This window comes from Pseudomonas sp. B10, assembly GCF_900156235.1.
Taxonomy (GTDB): Bacteria; Pseudomonadota; Gammaproteobacteria; order Pseudomonadales; family Pseudomonadaceae; genus Aquipseudomonas; species Aquipseudomonas siliginis.
In genome coordinates, this window is the sequence record NZ_LT707063.1 from 1,630,843 (window position 1) to 1,652,344 (window position 21,502).

The 21,502-nt window shown below is 60.4% G+C and carries 17 protein-coding genes; 11 read left to right on the forward strand and 6 right to left on the reverse strand.

The window, feature by feature from the left end; all coding sequences use genetic code 11:
* Positions 1–40 precede the first annotated feature (40 nt).
* On the forward strand, positions 41–1,753 hold the full coding sequence (locus BXA01_RS07240) for a cation:proton antiporter (RefSeq protein ID WP_076563710.1): 1,713 nt from the start codon (positions 41–43) through the stop codon (positions 1,751–1,753).
* On the opposite strand, the gene BXA01_RS07245 is transcribed toward BXA01_RS07240, so the two are convergent.
* The gene (locus tag BXA01_RS07245) at positions 1,750–2,958 is read right to left on the reverse strand and encodes an ammonium transporter (RefSeq protein ID WP_041478438.1); all 1,209 of its coding nucleotides are present in this window, start codon (positions 2,956–2,958) and stop codon (positions 1,750–1,752) included. The two genes, BXA01_RS07240 and BXA01_RS07245, sit on opposite strands and share 4 nt — an antisense overlap.
* A 302-nt stretch (positions 2,959–3,260) precedes the next feature.
* Between BXA01_RS07245 and BXA01_RS07250 the strand changes: the two genes are divergently transcribed.
* The 8 genes from BXA01_RS07250 (at position 3,261) to BXA01_RS07285 (ending at position 14,628) form a co-directional block, all read left to right on the forward strand.
* Entirely contained in the window at positions 3,261–3,575 is a 315-nt protein-coding gene (locus tag BXA01_RS07250; protein ID WP_016770842.1) for a DUF883 family protein, read from the forward strand.
* A gap of 2 nt (positions 3,576–3,577) precedes the next feature.
* Positions 3,578–3,964, forward strand: coding sequence for a phage holin family protein (locus BXA01_RS07255; protein ID WP_008079909.1), 387 nt, complete (start codon positions 3,578–3,580; stop codon positions 3,962–3,964).
* Entirely contained in the window at positions 3,961–4,299 is a 339-nt protein-coding gene (locus BXA01_RS07260) for a hypothetical protein (protein ID WP_016770844.1), read from the forward strand. The genes BXA01_RS07255 and BXA01_RS07260 overlap by 4 nt, the downstream gene beginning before the upstream one ends.
* A gap of 120 nt (positions 4,300–4,419) precedes the next feature.
* The gene (locus BXA01_RS07265) at positions 4,420–5,583 is read left to right on the forward strand and encodes an EAL domain-containing protein (RefSeq protein ID WP_041478435.1); all 1,164 of its coding nucleotides are present in this window, start codon (positions 4,420–4,422) and stop codon (positions 5,581–5,583) included.
* Positions 5,584–5,652: 69 nt separating this feature from the next.
* A complete protein-coding gene (locus tag BXA01_RS07270) occupies positions 5,653–6,981 on the forward strand; it encodes a deoxyguanosinetriphosphate triphosphohydrolase (RefSeq protein ID WP_076563711.1) in 1,329 nt (442 codons plus the stop codon).
* Between the two features lie 372 nt (positions 6,982–7,353).
* Positions 7,354–7,980 carry a response regulator transcription factor gene (locus BXA01_RS07275; protein WP_041478434.1) on the forward strand — a complete coding sequence of 209 codons (627 nt, stop codon included), beginning with the start codon at positions 7,354–7,356 and terminating at the stop codon, positions 7,978–7,980.
* An 8-nt stretch (positions 7,981–7,988) separates the two neighbouring features.
* Entirely contained in the window at positions 7,989–11,633 is a 3,645-nt protein-coding gene (locus tag BXA01_RS07280) for a transporter substrate-binding domain-containing protein (protein ID WP_076563712.1), read from the forward strand.
* Positions 11,634–11,682: 49 nt separating this feature from the next.
* The gene (locus BXA01_RS07285; protein WP_076563713.1) at positions 11,683–14,628 is read left to right on the forward strand and encodes an HD domain-containing phosphohydrolase; all 2,946 of its coding nucleotides are present in this window, start codon (positions 11,683–11,685) and stop codon (positions 14,626–14,628) included.
* Here the strand turns inward: BXA01_RS07285 and BXA01_RS07290 are convergent, their stop codons facing one another.
* Positions 14,629–15,111: a GAF domain-containing protein gene (locus BXA01_RS07290; protein ID WP_016770850.1), complete on the reverse strand. Its 483-nt coding sequence runs from the start codon at positions 15,109–15,111 to the stop codon at positions 14,629–14,631.
* The gene (locus BXA01_RS07295; RefSeq protein WP_041478431.1) at positions 15,108–15,998 is read right to left on the reverse strand and encodes an ATP-binding protein; all 891 of its coding nucleotides are present in this window, start codon (positions 15,996–15,998) and stop codon (positions 15,108–15,110) included. Before BXA01_RS07295 ends, BXA01_RS07290 begins: the two co-directional genes overlap by 4 nt.
* Positions 15,999–16,163: 165 nt before the next feature.
* Here BXA01_RS07295 and BXA01_RS07300 point away from each other — a divergent pair, with 165 nt between their 5' ends.
* Positions 16,164–18,485: a hybrid sensor histidine kinase/response regulator gene (locus tag BXA01_RS07300; RefSeq protein WP_076563714.1), complete on the forward strand. Its 2,322-nt coding sequence runs from the start codon at positions 16,164–16,166 to the stop codon at positions 18,483–18,485.
* Here the strand turns inward: BXA01_RS07300 and BXA01_RS07305 are convergent.
* The 3 genes from BXA01_RS07305 to msrB form a co-directional block, all read right to left on the reverse strand.
* Positions 18,469–18,927 carry a MarR family winged helix-turn-helix transcriptional regulator gene (locus BXA01_RS07305; protein WP_076563715.1) on the reverse strand — a complete coding sequence of 153 codons (459 nt, stop codon included), beginning with the start codon at positions 18,925–18,927 and terminating at the stop codon, positions 18,469–18,471. The two genes, BXA01_RS07300 and BXA01_RS07305, sit on opposite strands and share 17 nt — an antisense overlap.
* Positions 18,924–19,409 carry a glutathione peroxidase gene (locus tag BXA01_RS07310; RefSeq protein WP_076563716.1) on the reverse strand — a complete coding sequence of 162 codons (486 nt, stop codon included), beginning with the start codon at positions 19,407–19,409 and terminating at the stop codon, positions 18,924–18,926. The genes BXA01_RS07305 and BXA01_RS07310 overlap by 4 nt, the downstream gene beginning before the upstream one ends.
* Positions 19,410–19,513: 104 nt before the next feature.
* Positions 19,514–19,909, reverse strand: a complete 396-nt coding sequence (msrB, locus tag BXA01_RS07315) for a peptide-methionine (R)-S-oxide reductase MsrB (RefSeq protein ID WP_076563717.1) — start codon at positions 19,907–19,909, stop codon at positions 19,514–19,516.
* A gap of 224 nt (positions 19,910–20,133) precedes the next feature.
* On the opposite strand from msrB, the gene BXA01_RS07320 reads away from it, so the two are divergent.
* A complete protein-coding gene (locus BXA01_RS07320; protein WP_016770856.1) occupies positions 20,134–21,345 on the forward strand; it encodes a pyridoxal phosphate-dependent aminotransferase in 1,212 nt (403 codons plus the stop codon).
* Positions 21,346–21,502 lie beyond the last annotated feature (157 nt).

The window sequence follows — 21,502 nt, forward strand, 5'->3', positions numbered from 1 at the left end:
CTACGCTTCAGAGGCCAACGCCCTGACAGCGGAGTGTCCCGTGTTTGCAAATCTGTTGATCATCCTCGCCTCATCCCTGGTGGTGATTGCCCTGTTCCGGCGCCTGCGACTGCCGCCGGTACTGGGTTACCTGTGCGTGGGATTACTGGTCGGGCCGAACGCATTCGACTGGGTCAACGAGAGCGAACATCTGCCGGATGTCGCCGAGCTGGGCGTGGTGTTTCTGCTGTTTTCGCTGGGCCTGGAGTTCTCCCTGTCGAAGATGATTGCGCTGCGTCAGGTGGTGTTTCGCCTCGGCAGTCAGCAAGTGCTGATCAGCACAGCGTTGCTCGGCACACTGTTGATGGGCCTGGGCATGCCGCTGATGCCGGCGCTGTTGCTCGGTGCCGGATTATCGCTGTCATCCACGGCGATCGTGACCAAGGAGCTGGGCAGTCTTGGTGAAGTATTTAGCAGCCACGGCCAGAACGCGGTCGGGGTATTGCTGTTTCAGGACGTCGTCGCGGTATTGCTGCTGACACTGGTTCCGGTGTTCGCCGGTACCAGCGAGCAGGCCTGGTATTGGGCCTTGCCGCTGACACTGGGCAAGACCTTGGTGCTGTTCTTCGGCCTGCTGCTCGCCAGTCGCTGGTTATTGCCACGGCTGTTTCATGAAGTGGCGGCCTCGCGTTCGGCGGAGCTGTTCGTCCTGCTGGCGCTGGTGATCGTGCTGCTGACTGCCTGGCTCACGCACTTGTTGGGGCTGTCGCCTGCACTCGGCGCTTTCCTTGCCGGCATGTTGCTCGGGGAAAGCCATTACCGGCACCAGATCGAAGCTGACATCCGGCCCTTTCGCGACATTCTGCTCGGCGTATTCTTCGTCAGCATCGGCATGCTCATCGACCTGCAATTGTTCGTCAGTCACAGCCTGTTGATCATCGGCCTGACGCTCGGCCTGATGCTGATCAAAGGCATCGTGGTCGCGCTGCTGGTGAAGTGGCGCGGCAGCGACAGCGAAACAGCATGGCGCAGCGGTCTGGCCCTGGCCCAGGGCGGGGAGTTCTGTTTTGCCTTGATGGCGCAGATGCAGCAGAACAGCCTGCTGCCGGCCGAACCGGGGGCGCTGCTGCTCGCGGCGACGTTCTGTTCGATGCTGCTCACGCCACTGCTGTTGCGTGCGGCGCCGCGCATTGCCGCCGTGCTGCACCGCAAGCCCAATCAGGAGGCGCAGATCGAACAGATCAGCGCGCTCAACGCCGACCTCGACCAGCACGTGGTGATCTGCGGCTACGGTCGCGTCGGCCAATCCATCGGCCGCTTCATGGGCAATGCGGGGCAAGCCTATGTTGCGCTGGACAACGATCCGGTGCGGGTGCAGGAAGCCGCATCCGCGGAAAGCGACGTGCATTACGGCGACTCGGCGCGTGGCGATCTGCTTACTGCGGTTGGCCTGTTGCGCGCCAGGCTGCTGGTGATTGCCGTAGATCAGAGCGACGTGGCGTTGCGCATTCTGCGCGAAGCCCGGCGACTCAACCGACAGGTGCCGATTCTGGTACGCACCCGTGACGACAGCCAATCGGCGGAACTCAGAGCCGCCGGCGCCACCGAGGTGGTGCCGGAGCTTTTGGAGTCGAGCCTGATGCTCGCTTCACATGCGCTGATCATGCTCGGCCTGCCCGCGCACAAAGTGCAGGAGAAGGTCGATCAAGTGCGCATCGATCGCTATCGCCTGCTCCACGGTTTCTATCCCGGAGCCAATGATGAGGAAATCTAGTCCTGACTCACCGCGCCGATCTTGTGCAGCGACAGGTCGGCGCCGTAATACTCTTGTTCCTGACTCAGGCGCAGCCCATGCAATGCCTTGATCGCGCCGTAGACGACGAAGCCGCCGACCAGCGCGACCGCGACGCCAAGCGCAGTGCCGATCAACTGGCTGATCAGGCTGACGCCGCCCAGGCCACCCAGCGCAGACTGACCGAAGATGCCGCAGGCAATCCCGCCCCACACGCCACACAAACCATGCAACGGCCAGACACCCAAGACATCATCGATGCGCCATTTGACTTGCGCAGCGGTAAAGCACCAGACAAACAAGGCTCCGGCGATCGCGCCCGTTACCAGCGCACCGACCGGATGCATCAGGTCGGAGCCGGCGCAAATCGCCACCAATCCCGCCAACGGACCGTTATGCAGAAAGCCCGGGTCATTGCGCCCAACGATCAACGCCGCGACGGTGCCACCGACCATGGCCATCAGCGAGTTGACCGCGACCAGGCCACTGACACCTTGCAGCGTCTGCGCGCTCATCACGTTGAAGCCGAACCAGCCGACAATCAGGATCCACGAGCCCAGTGCGAGAAACGGAATGCTCGACGGCGCGAACGCGACCAGGCGTCCATCGCGATAGCGACCATTGCGCGGGCCGAGCAGCAGAACAGCGGCCAACGCCAGCCAACCGCCCACGGCATGCACCACCACCGAGCCGGCGAAATCATGGAATGCCGCGCCAAACTGCGCCGCCAGCCAGCCTTGCAAACCGAAATTACCGTTCCAGATCAGCCCTTCGAAGAACGGATAGATAAACGCCACGATCAGCGCCGTTGCGCACAACTGCGGGACAAACCGCGCGCGTTCGGCAATGCCGCCGGAAATGATCGCCGGGATCGCGGCAGCGAAAGTCAGCAGAAAGAAAAACTTCACCAGTCCATAGCCATGGTCAGCCGTGAGCACCGCCGCCGGTTGCATGAAGGTGACGCCATAGGAGATCCAATAGCCTATAAAGAAATAGGCCAGGGTCGAGACGGCGAAGTCGCTGAGGATTTTCGCCAGCGCGTTGACCTGGTTCTTCTGCCGGACCGTGCCGACCTCCAGAAAGGCGAAACCGGCGTGCATCGCCAGTACCATCACCGCACCGATCAGAATGAACAACGTGTTGGAGCTGTGAACCAGCGTGTCCACAGCGCTTTGCAGATTTTCCATGAGGAGGCAGACCCAAGGCTAAAAGGCACCAAAGCGGTTCATGCGGGCATTTCACGCACCAAACCAAGACTCACCAGTCATGCAACGGGAGGGGTTGATGAACTGATTTGGCGCATTTATCGATGTCCGATCACGAACTGCTAGTAAATTAATCAGAGTTTTTCTGCTGGGACGCCCGGCAACAGCGCACATACACCGAGCGACGCACCACGACACAGCAAAAGTTGTACCAGGCATTTGCACTGAACCTTCGCGCAAGGCTCATACTCGAACGCTTCAAAGCCACCTACGGAGATCCACCCATGGCCAGCATCAAGGCAAAGACTGCTCAAGAAATCCTGATGAACGACTTCCAGACTCTGGTCGCCGACACCGAACGCTTGCTCGAACACACCAAGACCCTCGCGGGTGATCAGGCCGATGAGCTGCGTGCCCAGATTCATGACAGCCTGCTGCGTGCCCGGGAAACCCTGAAGGTGACCGAAGACACCCTGCGTGAGCGCGGTCAGGCGGCCGTAACCGCTACTGAAGACTATGTGTCGGCCAACCCATGGCAGTCGGTGGGCATCGCTGCCGGCGTCGGCTTTCTGATCGGCCTGCTGGCAACTCGGCGCTGATCATGTCGATCGGTGAATCCGGCCCGACTGCGGGCACCGCCTCCTCTACGCGTCGCCTCGGCGCTGCCGTTCTGGGCCTGCTGCACAGTCATGTCGAACTGTTCGGCATCGAGCTGCAGGAGCAGAAATCACGCACTGTCAGCCTGCTGCTGTTCGCTGGCTTGGCGCTGGTTTTTGCCCTGCTGTTGCTGGTAGGTCTGTCGACGCTGGTGATGATCATCTTCTGGGACACCTACCGCCTGGCGGCGATCATCGGCCTGTGCGTGTTTTACACGCTGGCGTCGATCTTCTGCGGTCTGCGCCTCAAAGCGGCGATTTTCGATGAGTCCTCGCCTTTCCACGGCACGCTCGAAGAGCTGGCCAACGACCGGGAGCGCCTGCTGCCATGAGCCTGCCTGAACTTCCGCACAACAGCTCGCGCCGGGAAATGCGCAAGGCGCTGATCCGCCTGCGCATGGAAATGCACCGTCAGGAAATCCGCCACGAAACCGCGCAAGTGCTGCAACCGCTACAGCGCATGCGTGGCATGAAGCAGAACGTGCAGGATGGTTTCGGCATCAAGCATGCGCCGTTGTGGGGCGTGGCGGCGGTGACGCTGCTGGGTTTCCTCACCGGCAAAGGCTCGAAACGCAGCAGTGGTGGCGGTTTGACGCGACTGCTGCGTCTGGGCACGACGCTTGGGCCGCTGATCAGACTGGTCATGCACAGCTCGGGCAAACGCTGAAGCGCCCTTCTGGCTACATTCTTGCAGTAGCGCCGGGATGAATCTCCTTATCGGGAGATTCCATCCCGCGTGCCTATCCGGCAAGCGCGGCCAAACCAAAAACAAGATTAAGGACTTGCCGTGATCGACGGGCAACCGCTCGCCTGTTTTCAGCCTTTCATCGATACCGCCACCGGCCGCATTGCAGGCGTCGAAGCATTGGGCCGCCTGCGTCAGAGCGATGGTCAACTGACCTCGGTCGGACCGTTGTTCGCCGATCCGCGCACGCCGGCCACTGCCTTGCGCCGTCTCGATCGGCAGATCCGTGACCACGCCCTCAGCCGCCTGCATGAAGCGCCGGCCGAGTGGTTTCTCAGCCTGAACATGTCGCCACGCTGGATCAGTCGCCTGCGCGCCGATCAAGCGCTGCCAAGCCTCAAGCAATTGGCGCGACACGAGGTTGATCCGCAGCGCATCGTTTTCGAGATCACCGAACTGGGTGGTAACAGTGAACGCCTGGCCCACGTGGTCGGGCGCTACCGTGACGCAGGAGCAAGAATTGCCATCGACGATTTCGGCGCCGGCTATTCGCAGCTGGATCGGGTGCTGGCCCTGCAACCGGACATTCTCAAGCTCGACATGCGCCTGTTCCAGGCCGCGGCCCTCGGCGGACCGAGCAGTGACGTGGTCAAAGCACTTGCGCAGATGGCCGAAAAAACCGGCTGCTGGATCATCGCTGAAGGCGTCGAAACCGAAGCACAGCTGAATTTCGCCCTGGAGTGCGGCTCGCGCTACGTACAAGGTTTTCTTTTCGCCCGGGCGCAGGAAGAATTCTTCGCTACGGATGCTTTCGTCGCGCATTTCGCCCAACTCAGGCAGCGCTACGTAAAACAGAAACTCAGCGAGCGCGGAAGGCTGATGCAGATGCGTCAGCAGCTCAGCGAGCTGATGGCGATTCTGCAGCAATGGGCGCAGGCCCGCGCCCCGCTCAGTGCGTTGCCGCAATTGCAGGCGTTTCCCTGGCTGCTGCGCTTTTATCAGTGCGACCGCCACGGCACGCAACTGACTCCCAACCTCGAATGGCGCCATGACGGCTGGTTTGCCGATGACCGCTATCTGGGGCACAACTGGTCGTGGCGGCCGTATTTCTATCATCTGCTGGCCGAAGGCTGGGAAGAACGCCGCCTGACCCTGTCGAACACCTATCGCGATGCCACCAGCAACCAGTATTGCCTGACTGCCGGACAGTTTTTCGATAACGGTGAACGCTTGCTGTTGATCGATATCGACGCAGCAGGCCTGTAGTTCCGCTTGCAGGCGCGCAGCCGAACCGGGAAGCTAGGGCGATCAGTCACCAGACGGAGAGATTCAGCCTTGGATTGGCCAACCCTGCTCAACCGCGAACGCCTCGGCAAGCCGCTGCACAGCCCGCAAGAACTCGGCCGCAGCCCTTTTCACAAAGACCATGACCGCATCATTTTCTCCGGGGCCTTCCGCCGCCTCGGGCGCAAGACCCAAGTGCATCCGGTCACCAGCAACGATCACATTCATACCCGCCTGACTCATTCGCTGGAAGTCAGTTGTGTCGGCCGTTCGCTGGGCATGCGTGTCGGTGAAACCTTGCGCAGCGCGCTGCCAGACTGGTGCGACCCGGCCGACCTCGGCATGGTGGTGCAGTCGGCCTGCCTGGCACATGACATCGGCAATCCGCCGTTCGGCCATTCCGGCGAAGACGCCATTCGCCACTGGTTCCAGCAAGCCGCCGGGCGCGGCTGGCTCGATGGCATGAGCGACGCCGAGCGTGGTGATTTCCTCAATTTCGAGGGCAATGCTCAAGGCTTTCGCGTGCTGACGCAGCTGGAATATCACCAGTTCGACGGCGGCACACGCCTGACCTACGCGACGCTGGGCACCTATCTGAAGTACCCGTGGACCGCGCGCCACGCCGACTCCCTCGGCTACAAGAAACACAAATTCGGCTGCTACCAGAGCGAACTGCCGCTGCTCGAACAGATCGCTCACAAGCTCGGCCTGCCGCAAATCGAAGACCAGCGCTGGGCACGCCATCCATTGGTGTACTTGATGGAAGCTGCCGATGACATCTGCTATGCGCTGATCGATCTCGAAGACGGTCTGGAAATGGAGCTGCTCGAATACGCCGAAGTCGAGTCACTGCTGCTCGGTCTGGTCGGCGACGATTTGCCGGAAACCTATCGCCAACTCGGCCCGCAGGATTCCCGGCGGCGCAAACTGGCGATCCTGCGCGGCAAGGCCATCGAGCACCTGACCAACGCGGCAGCGCGGGCATTTGTCGAACAGCAGGATGCTCTGCTCGCCGGCACACTGCACGGCGATCTGGTCGAACATATGCACGGGCCGGCAAAGCGCTGCGTGTTGAACGCCAAGGACATCGCGCGCAAAAAAATCTTCCAGGACAAACGCAAGACCCTGCATGAGATCGGCGCGTACACGACACTGGAGATCCTGCTCAATTCGTTCTGCGGCGCCGCGCTGGAGCAGCACAACGGTCGCACGCCGTCGTTCAAGAGCCGGCGCATCCTCGATTTGCTTGGCAACAATGCGCCGGACCCTCAAGGTTCGCTGCACAGTTCGTTTCTGCGCATGATCGATTTCATCGCCGGCATGACCGACAGTTACGCCAGTGACATGGCACTGGAAATGACCGGGCGTTCAAGTCACTGAGTCTTGTGGGGTCAGCCGGTCACTGATCTGACCGGCTGACCCCACAAGAGTTTTCGCTGAATGCCCCTGCGAGCCAGGTGAGATTCAACTACGCTTGACCCATTAACCAGATCAAATAAACACCGCTAATTAAACGCAACTTTAAACATCGACAAATAATTGAATATCAATATTGGCCTTCGGATCATTTCAATCTTCGGCCAATTGATTGCTCGCCCTTCCTTACGCCGAACCTAATTTCAACGTAGTCTCTTTCCTCATTACGCGTAGGATTAATCCGATAACGTAGTCGCGACACTACCAGTCCATGCGAGTGCTCATGCATCTGAGCTAAGGTGCGCGCTTTATTCATGCTTGCATGGGACTCTATTTATGAACTCCGTTTTTATTGTGGACGATCATCCGGTCATCCGCCTCGCCGTGCGAATGCTCCTGGAACATGAAGGCTACAAGGTCGTCGGTGAGACCGATAACGGTGTCGATGCCATGCAGATGGTCCGTGAATGCATGCCCGACCTGGTCATTCTCGATATCAGCATTCCCAAGCTGGACGGCCTCGAAGTGCTGGCCCGCTTCAACACCATGGGTTCCAATTTCAAGATTCTGATTCTGACGGCGCAGTGTCCTACGCTGTTCGGCATTCGCTGCATGCAATCCGGTGCATCGGGATATGTCTGCAAGCAGGAAGACTTGAGCGAATTGGTCAGCGCAATCAAAGCGGTACTTTCCGGTTACAACTACTTCCCCAGCCAGGCACTTAATCCGGTGCGCAGCGATGACACTCGATATGCAGAACTTGAACTATTCAAATCCGTTAATGATCGCGAGCTGATGGTATTGCAGTTATTTGCACAAGGACGCACCAACAAGGAAATTGCCAAGGGCATGTTTCTAAGCAACAAAACCGTCAGCACCTACAAAAAGCGCCTGATGCAAAAACTCAAAGCCAGATCCCTTGTAGAACTTATCGAGATGGCCAAACGCAACGCACTCGTGTGAGACCCCACATGCCCAGCCGTCTGAAGGACTACCTGATCACCTTGAGCGCCGTTCTGTATCTGAGCGCCAATGCCTTCGCCTCGCCAAGCCCCTCACCCGACTATGCGTTGCTCAGCCGCTCGGCAACCGAGGCTGTCGGGATTGTCCTGCAACCGTCACAACGGCAATGGCTGCAGACTCGCAGCGAACTGAAACTGGGTACCTCCGCACCTGATTACCCGCCATTCGACATGACCGTCAGTGGCCAGGACTACGAGGGACTGACCGCCGATTACGCAGGGATTCTCGGTCAGGCCACCGGTTTGCCGATTCGCGTGCAACGCTTTCCCTCGCGCGAGGCTGCCATTCGCGCCTTGATCGATGGCCAGATCGACCTGCTTGGAACAGCCAACGGCTACGAAGCAGGCAATGCCAATCTCGCCCTCTCCACACCTTACGCGGTCGATCAGCCGGTACTGGTGACCCGCGAAGATGAAACCCGCTCGCTAACCGAAGGCCTGGCCGGGCTGCGTCTGAGCATGGTGTATCACTATTTGCCGCTGCCCGAGATCAAGGCGCTGTATCCCAAAGCGCTGATCACCTGCTATCCGTCCTATCAGAACGCAGTCAACGCGGTAGCCTTCGACCAGGCCGATGTGTTTCTCGGCGACACCCTCTCCACCCATTACATGATCAACAAGGGATATCTCAACAACGTCCGCATGGCCAACTTCGGCAAGCAGGAAGCCCATGGCTTCAGCTTCGCCGTGCGGCGCAGCAATCCGCAGTTGCTGGGCATCATCGACACAGTGCTCGCAGCGATCCCGCGCAGCCAGCGCGATGACATCGCCAAACGCTGGAGCTCCGGCAGCGACCTGCTGCTCACCGACAGTAAACTCCAGCTGACGGATCGTGAGGAGAACTGGCTCAAGCAGCATCCCGTCGTCAGCGTGGTGGTCAATGAAGCGTACGCACCGTTGACCTTCTTCGACAGCGCCGGCAATTTTCGCGGCATCAGTGCCGATCTTCTCGAACTGATTCGCTTGCGTACCGGCCTGCGTTTCGAAATCCAGCGCAGTCGCAACGATGCGGAAATGATCAGGCAGATCGACAACCACAAGGCCGATCTGATTGCCGCCCTGCTGCCCAGCGCCGAACGTGAAAAAAACCTGAGTTTCAGTCGCCCCTATCTGGAAAATTCCTACGTGCTGCTGACCCGCAAAAGCGCCGACAGCCCGACCAACCTGGCCCAACTCAAAGGCAAGCGTCTGGCGATCGCCCAAGGCAATCCGCTGGTCGCCTACTTGCATGAGAATTTTCCGGGCATCGAACTGATCGAAACCCCCGACACGTTCAGCGCCGTGTCGATGCTCGCCGAGAACCATGTCGACGGCGCGGTGAACTCGCTGGTGATCGCCAACTATTTCATCTCATCGCGCATATTCGATCGGCCACTGCAAATCACCACCACCATCGGCACCAGTCAGGCAGCCTTCTCGCTGGCGACCGCCCGTGACAACACCGAACTGGCCTCGATCATCAACAAGGCGCTGCTGAGCATCGCTCCCGAGGAGCTCGGCGTGATCAACGGCCGCTGGCGCGGTTACTCCACCGCCTCCCAGAACATCTGGCAAAACTATCAGCGGCTGTTCTATCAAGTAGTCGCGGCCGCCGGCCTGATCCTGCTGCTGTTGTTGACCTGGAACGCCTACATGCGCCATCAGATCAAGCAACGTCAGGCTGCCGAACGCGCGCTGAACGATCAACTGGAGTTCATGCGCTCGCTGGTCAACGGCACACCACACCCGATTTACGTGCGAGATCGCCAGGGGCTGCTGCAAAGTTGCAACGACAGTTATCTCGAAACGTTCAACGCCAGACGCGAGGACATCATCGGCAAAGGCGTCGTGCAAGGCACTCTGAGCAATGCGTTCGAGGCCGAGGCGTTCCAGGCCGATTACCAGAGAGTCATTGCCGAAGGCATTCCCTTGATACTCGACCGGCCTCTGCACATCGGCAGCCGCCGCCTGACGATTTACCACTGGATACTTCCCTACCGCGACTCCAGCGGTGCCGTCCAGGGCATCATTGGCGGCTGGATCGATATCAGTGAACGCCGCCAATTGTTTGAAAAACTGCGTGCGGCCAAAGAACAGGCAGACGAGGCGAACCGGGCCAAAAGTACCTTCCTGGCAACCATGAGCCACGAGATCCGTACACCGATGAACGCCGTGATTGGCATGCTCGAACTGACCCTGCGACGCATCGATCCCCAGCACCCCGATCGCGCTTCGATCGACACGGCCTACCATTCGGCCAAGGATCTGCTCGGGCTGATCGGCGATATTCTCGACATCGCCCGCATTGAGTCCGGGCGTCTGAGCCTGTCCCCGGAGTGGATCAATCTGGTCGACACGGTGACCTCCGTTGCGCGTATCTTCGACGGCCTCGCGCGGCAGAAAAACCTTGCCTTGCAAGTCGTCTTCAACCCGCCGCACCCGGCTGTGGATGTGCATCTGGATCCGCTGCGCTTCAAGCAGGTGCTGTCCAACCTGGTCAGCAACGCTATCAAGTTCACCGAAAGCGGCCACGTGCGGATCACCCTCGACCTGATCCCGGCAGACGCTGCTGGTCGAACATTGATGCAACTGACCGTGCAGGACAGCGGCTCAGGCATCAGCGCCGAAGATCAACAGCGCTTGTTCGAACCTTTCTCGCAGGCGGATAACGGCAGTCGACAGGCAAAAAACGGCGCCGGACTCGGGCTGGTCATCAGTCGCAACCTGTGCGAAATGATGGGCGGACAACTGCAGTTGAGCAGCCAGCCCGGCATCGGCACTCAGGTTTGCATATCGCTGCCGCTGGACAGCCTGCCGGCAAAGGCGAATCCGCCGAAAAGCGAACCGTTGATCAAGCCTGCGACAACGCCGTTACATGTCCTGGTTGTCGACGATCATCCGGCCAACCGTTTGCTCATGTGTCAGCAATTGGAGTTTCTCGGTCATCGCTTCAGCATTGCCGAAGATGGCTGCAGCGGCCTCGAACGGTGGAAGGCCGATCATTTCGATCTGGTGATCGTCGACTGCAACATGCCCTTGATGAACGGCTACGAGATGACCCGTGGGATTCGCCAGCTTGAACTGCAAAACCACCGCCCGCCGTGCACCGTGCTGGGTTTCACCGCCAATGCCCAGCCGGAAGAAGTCCAGCGCTGCAAGCTCGCCGGCATGGACGACTGCCTGTTCAAACCGTTGAGTCTGACCCTGCTCGGACAATGGATCGACGGCATCACGCCGGCTTCACCGGCCTCGGTGTTCGACCTGCAAAGTCTGAGCTTGCTGACCGGCAACAACCCCGGGCAAACCCGACGCATGTTGGTGGAGCTGCTCAAGAGCAGCCGCCTCGACCGCGAGGAACTGCTCAGGCTGTCGCCCGAGGATGATCGCGAAGCGCTGGCGGTGGTTGCGCACAAGATCAAGGGCGCAGCACGCATCGCGCAGGCCTCGCGGTTGATCGAATGCTGCGATGAACTCGAGGACGCCTGCCAGCGAGCGCTCGCGTCACAGGAGATTGCCCGTCGCTGGGCGGCAACCAGCCAGGCGATGCTCGAACTGGCGCAGGCCCTGCAACAGCAATTGACCCTGGCCGATCAAGGCACAGTGAGCGAGTCTTAACTATGCTTGGACGCTGAGCAGTGAGTTAAACATTCATGGAGAGCCTGCAATGCACAGCCCACTGCGCCCCGAGCAACGCCGGTTGCCGCTTCACGTGCACATCAGCGTCATGTTCACCTTTCTTTTATTGCTCACGGGCGTGGTGCTGGGCCTGTTCAATTACCACCAGACCACGCAGATCATCCTGTCGAGCAGCGAAAAGCTGTTTGACCGCATCGAGCAGGATGTACGCCTCGATCTGCAGGCAACCTATCAGCCGATCCGCAACCTGTTGAGCCTGCTGGCGGATACCCCGGCAGCCCAGGCTAGTGATCTGGAACAACGCCTGCCCTTGCTCAAACCCTTCAGCCAGTCGCTCACCGATAACCCGGCGCTGGCGTCGCTGTATCTGGGTTATACCGATGGTGATTTCTTCATGGTGCGCGCGCTGCGCACTCCGGCTCTGAAGGCACAGCTTCAGGCGCCGGAAGCGGCGGCCTATCAAGTCTGGAGCATCGAGCATGCTCCACAAGGCGCCGTACGCTCGCAATCATTGTTCTTCGATCAGGCGCTGACACCGATCAACCGCCGCGAGTATCCCCAAGAGCCGTACGATCCGCGCAGCCGGACCTGGTTCAGCGACGCCCTGCAACAGGCCGGGCAAATCACCACCGAGCCGTATGTATTTTTTTCGACCCACAATGTCGGCACCACGCTGGCCCGGCGCAGCGGCGAGAACGCGGTGATCGGCGCCGATCTGACCCTCGCTTCGCTGTCGACCGCCCTGGGCAAGCACCGGGTAACGCCTTCGACAGAGATCGCGCTGTACGACACCGACGGCAACGCCGTGGCTTACCCCGACAGCCATCGCCTGATCGTCGATGACCGCACTGCGCGTCTGGCCAGAGCGGCCGATCTCAGCCCTGAGCTGAACGCGCTGCTCAGCTCCGACACTATCGGCAAGCGTCTGCAAGTAAACGACCGGCAATGGATCGTCGCGCGCACCAGCATTGAGGAAGGCGGGCCGAAAGGCCTGCAACTGGCGCTGCTGGTGCCGGAAGACGAATTACTGGTGGATGCGTTCCGGATGCGCTGGCAAGGCGCGCTGATCACCCTGGCCATCCTGTTGCTGTGCCTGCCATTGGGCTGGGTGATTTCGCGGATTCTGGTCAAGCCGCTGCATGCCTTGGTCAAAGAAGCCGACGCGATCCGCAGCTTCGACTTCAGTTCTCCGCTGGCGCGCCGCTCGCCCGTACTGGAAGTCGATCAATTAAGCCTGTCGATGGCGCGGATGAAAGAAACCCTGGGCAGTTTCTTCCGCATCACTGACAGCCTTTGCGCCGAAACCCGTTTTGCCCCGCTGCTCGAACGCGTGCTGTTCGAAACCGTACAGATCGCTCAGGCGCAGGCCGGTCTGATCTACCTGCGCGAAGCCGACGGCGCGCGCATGGAACCTTATGGACTGGTGATTGATGGCGTGCCGCAGAAGCTGGAGGCGTTCGACATTCAGGGACGTGAGCTGCACAAAAACACCGGGCCGGCCTGGTTCGAACAACTGGCCAGCGCCAACAATACCGTCAGCCATCTGGGCTTCGATCAGGCCGGCGACTTGCAGAAAATTCTCCTGGCCATGGAATCACCGCGCATTCACCTGATCGGCATCCGCCTGCACAACCAGCACGATGAAACCATCGGCCTGCTGATTCTGCTGGTCAATGACAGCGGCGCGCCGAGTGATCTGGAAAAGCTGCGCCCCGACCGTATCGCCTTCTTGCAGGCGGTGTCCGGCGCGGCGGCGGTGAGCATCGAAAGTCAGCGTCTGCAAGCGCGGCAAAAACAACTACTCGACGCCTTCATCCAACTGCTCGCCAGCGCGATCGATGCCAAGAGCCCCTACACCGGCGGCCATTGCCAGCGGGTGCCGGAATTGACGCTGATGCTCGCCCAGGCTGCTGCGGCGAGCCAGGCCCCGGCGTTCAGCGCTTACCAACCGAGCGAGGATGAATGGGAGGCGTTGCACATCGCAGCGTGGTTGCACGATTGCGGCAAGGTCACGACGCCGGAATACGTGGTCGACAAAGCCACCAAGCTCGAGACCATCAACGACCGCATCCACGAAATCCGCACCCGCTTCGAGGTGCTCAAGCGTGACGTGTGGATCAACTACTGGCAGACGCTGGCGAACGGTGCAGACGAAGCGGCGCTGGCCCGCGCCCGTGATAGTGAGTTGCTGATGCTCGATGACGACTTTGCCTTTGTCGCCCGCTGCAATCTCGGTGGCGAGGCCATGGCCGAGGCCGACCTTCAACGCCTCGAGCGAGTGGCGCAACGCAGATGGATGCGCACCCTCGATGATCGCCTCGGTGTGTCATGGGAAGAAAACCGCCGCCAGGCGAAAACCCCTGCGCAGCTGCTGCCCGTCAGTGAAAGTCTGCTGGCCGACAAACCCGAGCATCTGATCGAACGTGACAAGAACGAGCTGATCCCCGAGGACAACCCCTGGGGCTTCAAACTCGATGTGCCCGCGTACAAGTACAACCGCGGCGAGTTGTACAACCTGAAGATCGCCCGCGGCACGCTGACCCGTGAAGAGCGCTACATCATCAACCATCACATGGTGCAGACGATCATGATGCTCAGCCACCTGCCCTTCCCCGGTCACTTGGACAGCATTGCCGAGATCGCCGGCGGCCATCACGAAAAAATGGACGGCACCGGGTATCCGAAACGGCTGAAGCGCGAGGAAATGAGCCTGCCGGCGAGGATGATGGCGATTGCCGATATTTTCGAAGCGCTGACTGCCGCCGATCGCCCTTACAAGAAAGCCAAGTCGCTGAGCGAGGCGCTGGGGATCATGGCGACCATGTGCCGTGAAGCGCACATCGATGCGCCGCTGTTTGGCCTGTTCATCAACGAGGGGGTGTACATGCAGTACGCAACGCGGTTTCTCGATCCCGCGCAAATCGACAGCGTGGACACGGCCAGCCTGATGCACAAGGCTGGCCTCGGCGGTTGATCAGCAGTCGGTCAGGCGCAGGAAAATCGCTGCCAACTGCTCGATGCCGGCCTGATCTTCGGCGCCGAAACGCGCCAGCTTCGGGCTGTCGAGGTCGAGCACGCCGATCAGGCGACCGTCCTTGACCAACGGCACCACCAGTTCGCTGTTGGACGCGCTGTCGCAGGCGATGTGGCCAGGGAACGCGTGTACATCCTCGACGCGCTGGGTTTGCAGGCTGGCAGCAGCGGCGCCGCAAACACCGCGCCCGAACGGAATGCGCACGCAAGCGATCTGGCCCTGGAACGGGCCGAGCACCAGCTCTTCGTTACGATTGAGGTAGAAACCGGCCCAATTCAAATCATCGAGCTGGTTGAACAGGAATGCGGAAAACTGCGCGGCATTGGCGATGAAATCGCGCTCGTCCGCCAGTAGCGATTCCAGTTGCGCGGCCAACATACCGTAGCCTTCGAGGCCCTGGCCGCTTTGTTGCAAATCAATCATGCCTTGTGCTCCAGCAATTTCAGTCCCACCCAGTAGCGGGCGAATTGATACGCGCAACGTCCGTTGCGATTACCGCGGCCGGTGGCCCAGCGCACGGCGAGGATGTCCAGTGCTTCGTCGCGCTGCCAGCTCAGGCCGGCCTTGGCGGCCAACTGGCCGATCCAGTGCTCGACGACGTTGAGAAAATGTTCCTGGGTAAACGGGTAGAACGACAGCCACAGGCCGAAACGATCCGACAGGGCGATTTTGTCTTCCACCGCTTCGCTCGGGTGCAGTTCGCCGTCGACGCGCTTCCAGTTTTCGTTGTCGCTTTCCTTTTCCGGCACCAGGTGGCGGCGGTTGGAAGTGGCGTACAGCAAGACGTTGTCGGGTGCCTGCTCGAGCGAACCGTCAAGCACGCTTTTCAGCACGCGGTAGTCGCCTTCGCCGGATTCGAACGACAGGTCATCGCAGAACAGCACGAAACGTTGCGGCAATTTGGCGACTTGCTCGACCACCCGTGGCAGGTCAGCCAAGTGATCGCGTTCGATCTCGATCAGACGCAGGCCGGCACCGGCGTGTTCGGCCAGCAACGCACGCACCAGCGAAGACTTGCCGGTACCGCGCGAACCCCAGAGCAAGGCGTGGTTGGCCGGCATGCCATCAAGAAATTGTTGTGTGTTGCGCCCCAACTGCTCCAGCTGACGGTCGACGCCGATCAGGTCGGACAGACGCATGTCGAGGCTGACTTCCAGCGGCAACAGGTAGCCGCTGCGACCGTCACGCTGCCAGCGCGCTGCCAGGCAAGTGTTCCAGTCAATGACGGGGCGCGGTGCCGGCAACAGTGGTTCGATTCGCGCCAGGACCGACTCGGCGCGTTCAAGAAAAGCATTCAATCGGGAATCCACGTCTTCTCCTCGGGCACTTTCACAGTGATGATGACGATCCAGCGACGACACACAGATAAAATCGCCTCAGCAAGCCTTGTTACAAGGCGATTCGGGAACCTCGGTATCCCTGCATGATCGACTATGCTTGAGCAGCGAAGGGAAACGGAAGTGGTTCAACAACCCATGGATATCAAATTCACCCACCGGCTGTCTTACAAGCAAGCCAGGCTTACCGTGCTGGTCGGGTTCATTCTGGGCACCCTGCTCAGTCTGCTGCAGATCGGCATCGATTATGCCAGCGAAGACGCTTCCATCAACCGTGAAATCCTCGCGCTGCTGGAAATCAGCCACAATCCGGCCTCGCGCATCGCCTATAACATCGACGCCGAGCTCGCGCAGGAGCTCACTCTGGGCCTGCTGCGCTCGCCGGCGATCATCGCCGCGCAACTGATCGACAACAACGAGACCGTGCTGGCCAGCGTCAAACGCCCGGAACTGCAGAGCAGCTATCGGCTGATCAGCGACTTCCTGTTCGGCGCCAAGCGTCATTTCGAAGATCGTCTGTACCTCGACCACTTGCCCAACGAATCCCTCGGCGTTCTCAAGCTTGAAGTCGACACTTACGCCTTTGGCAGCCGCTTCCTGCGCCGTGCGGAAGTCACCCTGCTCAACGGTTTCGCCCGCAGCCTGCTGCTGACCGGGATCCTCCTGGCGCTGTTCTACGTCATGCTGACCAAGCCGTTGGTGCGGGTCATCCGTGAGCTCAGCGGTCGCGACCCGCGCAGCGCCGAGCCGACCACGCTTGAGTGCCCGGCCGGCCACGGCAACGATGAGATCGGCGTGCTGGTCAAGGTCGCCAATCAGCAGTTCGAGAACATCGCCACCGAAATCCAGCAGCGGCGCACCGCAGAAAACCGCCTGACCGAATACCTCGCGCAACTGGAAGACATCGTCTCGGCGCGCACCGCCGAACTCAAGGCAATCAACGCCCGCCTCAGTCAATCCAACGAAGAACTGGAAGTGGCCCGCCGCACAGCGCTGGACATGGCCGAAGCGCGTTCGGCGTTTCTGGCCAATATGAGCCATGAAATCCGCACACCGCTCAACGGTTTGCTGGGGATGATCGCGCTGTCGCTGGACGGCCCGCTCAACGCCGAGCAGCAGCAACAGCTGTCGATCGCCCACGACTCGGGCAAGGTGCTGGTGGAACTGCTCAACGATATTCTCGACCTGTCGAAATTCGACGCTGGGCAACTGGAGCTGGAAAACATCCCGTTCGACCTCGGCTCGCTGATCGAAGACACCGCCAACCTGCTCTCGCAGAACGCCGCGCCGAGCGTCGAGCTGACCTGTCTGATCGAGCCGCACTTCCCGGCGCTGGTGCTGGGCGACCCGACCCGGGTGCGGCAGATCGTCAGCAACCTGCTGTCCAACGCGCTGAAATTCACCCGTTTCGGTCGGGTCGATGTGCGCCTGTCGGCACACAAGGGTGGCGTGCGCATCGAAGTCTGCGACACCGGCATCGGCATTGCCCAGGAAGCGCAGGTGAAAATCTTCCAGCCGTTCACCCAGGCCGGCGCCGGTATCACCCGTCAGTACGGCGGCACCGGGCTGGGGCTCGCGCTGACTTACAACCTGTGCGAAGCGATGCAGGGTCGGCTGACCATCAGTTCCGAAAGCGGCTTCGGCAGCCAGTTCTGCGCCGAACTGCCACTGCCCTCTCACACCCGCGCGCTGCCGCCGATACCGTTACGCGGCAAGGTTCTCGCCATCACCGCTGCCAGCAGTGGCTTGGCGGAATTGCTGAAAAGCCTGTTGCCGGTGTGGGGCCTGGAATACACGCAGCGCACCATTGATGATTCGCTGCTGGGCCTGAATCCGGATGTGCTGATCACCGATTGTCCGGAATGCCTGTTCGGTCTGCGCCCGAGCATCACCGCGCCGATCCTGCTGGTGACTGCTTATGGCAGTTTTCTGCCCAGCGAAGAAGCCGCCGCCCTCGCCCCCTTGCAGCAGCAAGCCCGGCCGCTGGCGCGCAACGCGCTGTACCAGCATCTGCGACGGATTCTGCAACCGGACGCCGCCACCCTCAACGAAGCACAATCAGACGCCTTGCCGTCCGCGCGCCGGGGCAAGGTGCTGCTGGTCGAGGACAACCCGGTCAATCAACTGGTCGCCAAAGGCATGCTCGGCAAGCTTGGCTGCGATGTAGTGGTGGCAGGTCATGGCGCCGAGGCGCTGGATCAGCTGGAGTTTGCCGATTTCGATCTGGTGCTGATGGACTGCAATATGCCGGTGATGGACGGCTATGAAGCCAGTCGGCAGATTCGCCAGAGCGGGCGCTGGCCGAATCTGCCGATTGTCGCGCTGACCGCCAATGCCATGTCCGAGGAACGCGAACGCTGCCGCGCGGCGGGCATGAGTGACTATCTGGCCAAACCGTTTCGCCGCGAAGAACTCGCCGCGCTGCTCGATCAGTGGATGCCGACTAAGTCAGCGCTTTGATTTGCCCGAGCAAGTGATCGAGGCCGGCGCGCAAATCATTGAGCCGGTCGAGATCAACGCCGCTGTCGCAGAGCAGGCGCGCCTTGAGAGGCCCGACCTGCTCGCGCAGTGCTGTTCCGGCAGGCGTCAGGCTCAGGTGCATCTCACGTTCGTCGCGCGCCGAGCGCCGACGCTGGACCAGATCGCTCTGCTCCAGACGTTTGAGCAAAGGCGTCAACGTCCCCGAGTCCAGCGCCAAGCGTTCGCCCAAGGCCTTGACCGTCGGTTGCTCCGGCGCAGCATCCTGCCATTCCCACAGCACCAGCATCGCTAGGTACTGCGGGTAGGTCAGGCCTAACTGATCGAGCATCGGCTTGTAGGCGCGAATCACCGCCCGCGAGGCCGCGTACAGCTTGAAGCACAACTGGCTGTCGAGCTTCAGCGAATCAACCGTCAGGCTCATTTCAGCAGAGCTTCGATCTCGCCGCTCAGGTCCTGCGGTTTGGTCGTCGGGGCGAAACGCTTGACCAACTGGCCATCCTTGCCGATCAGGAACTTGGTGAAGTTCCACTTGATGCCCTGCGAGCCGAGCAGGCCCGGGGCGCGCTTCTTCAACTGCACGAACAGCGGGTGAGCATCGGCGCCGTTGACGTCGATCTTCTTGAACAGCGGAAAGCTGACGCCGAAATTCAGTTCGCAGAACTCGCTGATGGCGCCCTCATTGCCCGGCTCCTGTTTGCCGAACTGGTTGCACGGGAAACCCAACACCACCAGCCCCTGGTCTTTGTAGGTCTGCCAGAGTTCTTCGAGGCCCTTGTATTGCGGAGTGAAGCCACACTTGCTCGCGGTATTGACCACCAGCACGGCTTTGCCGGCGAAATCGGCCAAGGTCTTTTGCTCACCCTTGATGGTGGTGCACGGGATATTCAGCAGCTTGTCGCTCATGGGTCGGCTCCGCAATGGTCAGGAAAGCGCAAACATAACGAGCAATTGAATTGTGTGCAATCTAATCGCTTGATAAAAAGGCGACGCAATGTCGCCTGTTTTGGTTATTCGCGCGGCTCGAGATTCAGGCACACCGAGTTGATGCAATAACGCAGGCCGGTCGGTGGCGGGCCATCCGGGAATACGTGCCCCAGATGCGCATCACAGCGCACGCACTTCACTTCAGTGCGAATCATGCCGTGACTGGTGTCGCGGATTTCTGTCATCGCGCCTTCGCCAATCGGCTGATAGAAACTCGGCCAGCCGCAGCCGGAATCGAATTTGGTCTTGGAATCGAACAAAGGCTCGTTACAGCAGACACAGTGGTAGACACCGTCGGTTTTGGTGTTGTTGTATTTGCCCGAGAACGGACGCTCGGTGGCACTCAGACGGCAGACGTTGTACTGCTCGGGGTCGAGCATGGCACGCCATTCTTCCAGGGTTTTCTGCAACTTTTCCATCATCACACCTCAGCGGCTGAAAAAGCCCGATCTGTACCTTTTCCACGGATCGGGCGGCACGTATGATTGCGCCTCGTCACGCGCCAGTCTGGCAGCCAGACCGGGTGCATTCAAACGGATTCTGAGCGCTAAAGCGCCAGACCTCCGCCTGTGCGAAGACGCAGCAATCCCAGTACGGTTGTCCATTTGCCGCCTGGATCGTTCATTTTCGGGATCACATCGCCATGCAGTTCAGCAAATCGAACAAGCTCGCCAACGTCTGCTACGACATTCGCGGCCCGGTGCTCAAGCACGCCAAACGACTGGAAGAGGAAGGCCAGCGCATCCTCAAGCTGAACATCGGCAACCCGGCGCCGTTTGGTTTCGAAGCGCCGGACGAAATCCTCCAGGACGTGATCCGCAACCTGCCGACCGCGCAGGGTTACAGCGACTCCAAAGGCCTGTTCAGCGCGCGCAAGGCGGTGATGCAGTACTACCAGCAGAAGCAGGTTGAAGGTGTCGGCATCGAAGACATCTACCTGGGCAACGGTGTGTCCGAGCTGATCGTGATGTCGCTGCAGGCGCTGCTCAATAACGGCGACGAAGTGCTGGTGCCAGCCCCGGACTATCCGCTGTGGACCGCTGCCGTCAGCCTCGCTGGCGGTAACGCCGTACATTATCTGTGCGACGAAGGCGCCGACTGGTTTCCGGATCTGGCCGACATCAAGGCCAAGATCACCCCGAACACCAAGGCCATGGTGATCATCAACCCGAACAACCCGACGGGTGCGGTGTATTCGAAGGAAGTGTTGCTGGGCATGCTGGAAATCGCCCGGGCGCACAATCTGGTGGTGTTCTCCGACGAGATCTACGACAAGATTCTTTATGACGACGCCGTGCATATCTGCACTGCCTCGCTGGCGCCGGACCTGCTCTGCCTGACCTTCAACGGCCTGTCGAAATCCTACCGCGTGGCCGGTTTCCGCTCCGGCTGGATCGCCATCTCCGGGCCGAAACACAACGCGCAGAGCTACATCGAAGGCATCGACATGCTGGCCAACATGCGCCTGTGCGCCAACGTGCCGAGCCAGCACGCGATCCAGACCGCGCTGGGCGGCTACCAGAGCATCAACGATCTGGTGCTGCCGCAGGGTCGCCTGCTGGAGCAGCGCAATCGCACCTGGGAGTTGCTCAACGATATTCCCGGCGTCAGCTGCGTGAAGCCGATGGGCGCGTTGTACGCGTTCCCGAAAATCGACCCGAAGGTCTGCCCGATTCATAACGACGAGAAGTTCGTGCTTGATCTGCTGCTTTCCGAGAAGCTGCTGGTGGTGCAGGGCACGGCGTTCAACTGGCCGTGGCCGGATCACTTCCGTGTGGTCACCCTGCCCCGCGTCGATGATCTGGAAATGGCCATCGGCCGCATCGGCAACTTCCTCAAGTCCTACCGCCAGTAATGGCCAGCAGTGCGCAACGGATTGACTGTTGCGCACTGTCTGATTCAGCAACACATCTTTGTTCCGCGCCTTTGCAGCCCTTCTACACTTGCGATGCGAGCCGTACAGACGTATCTGACCTAATGGCGGCGGGGCGAAAGGCTGTGTCATCCGTATC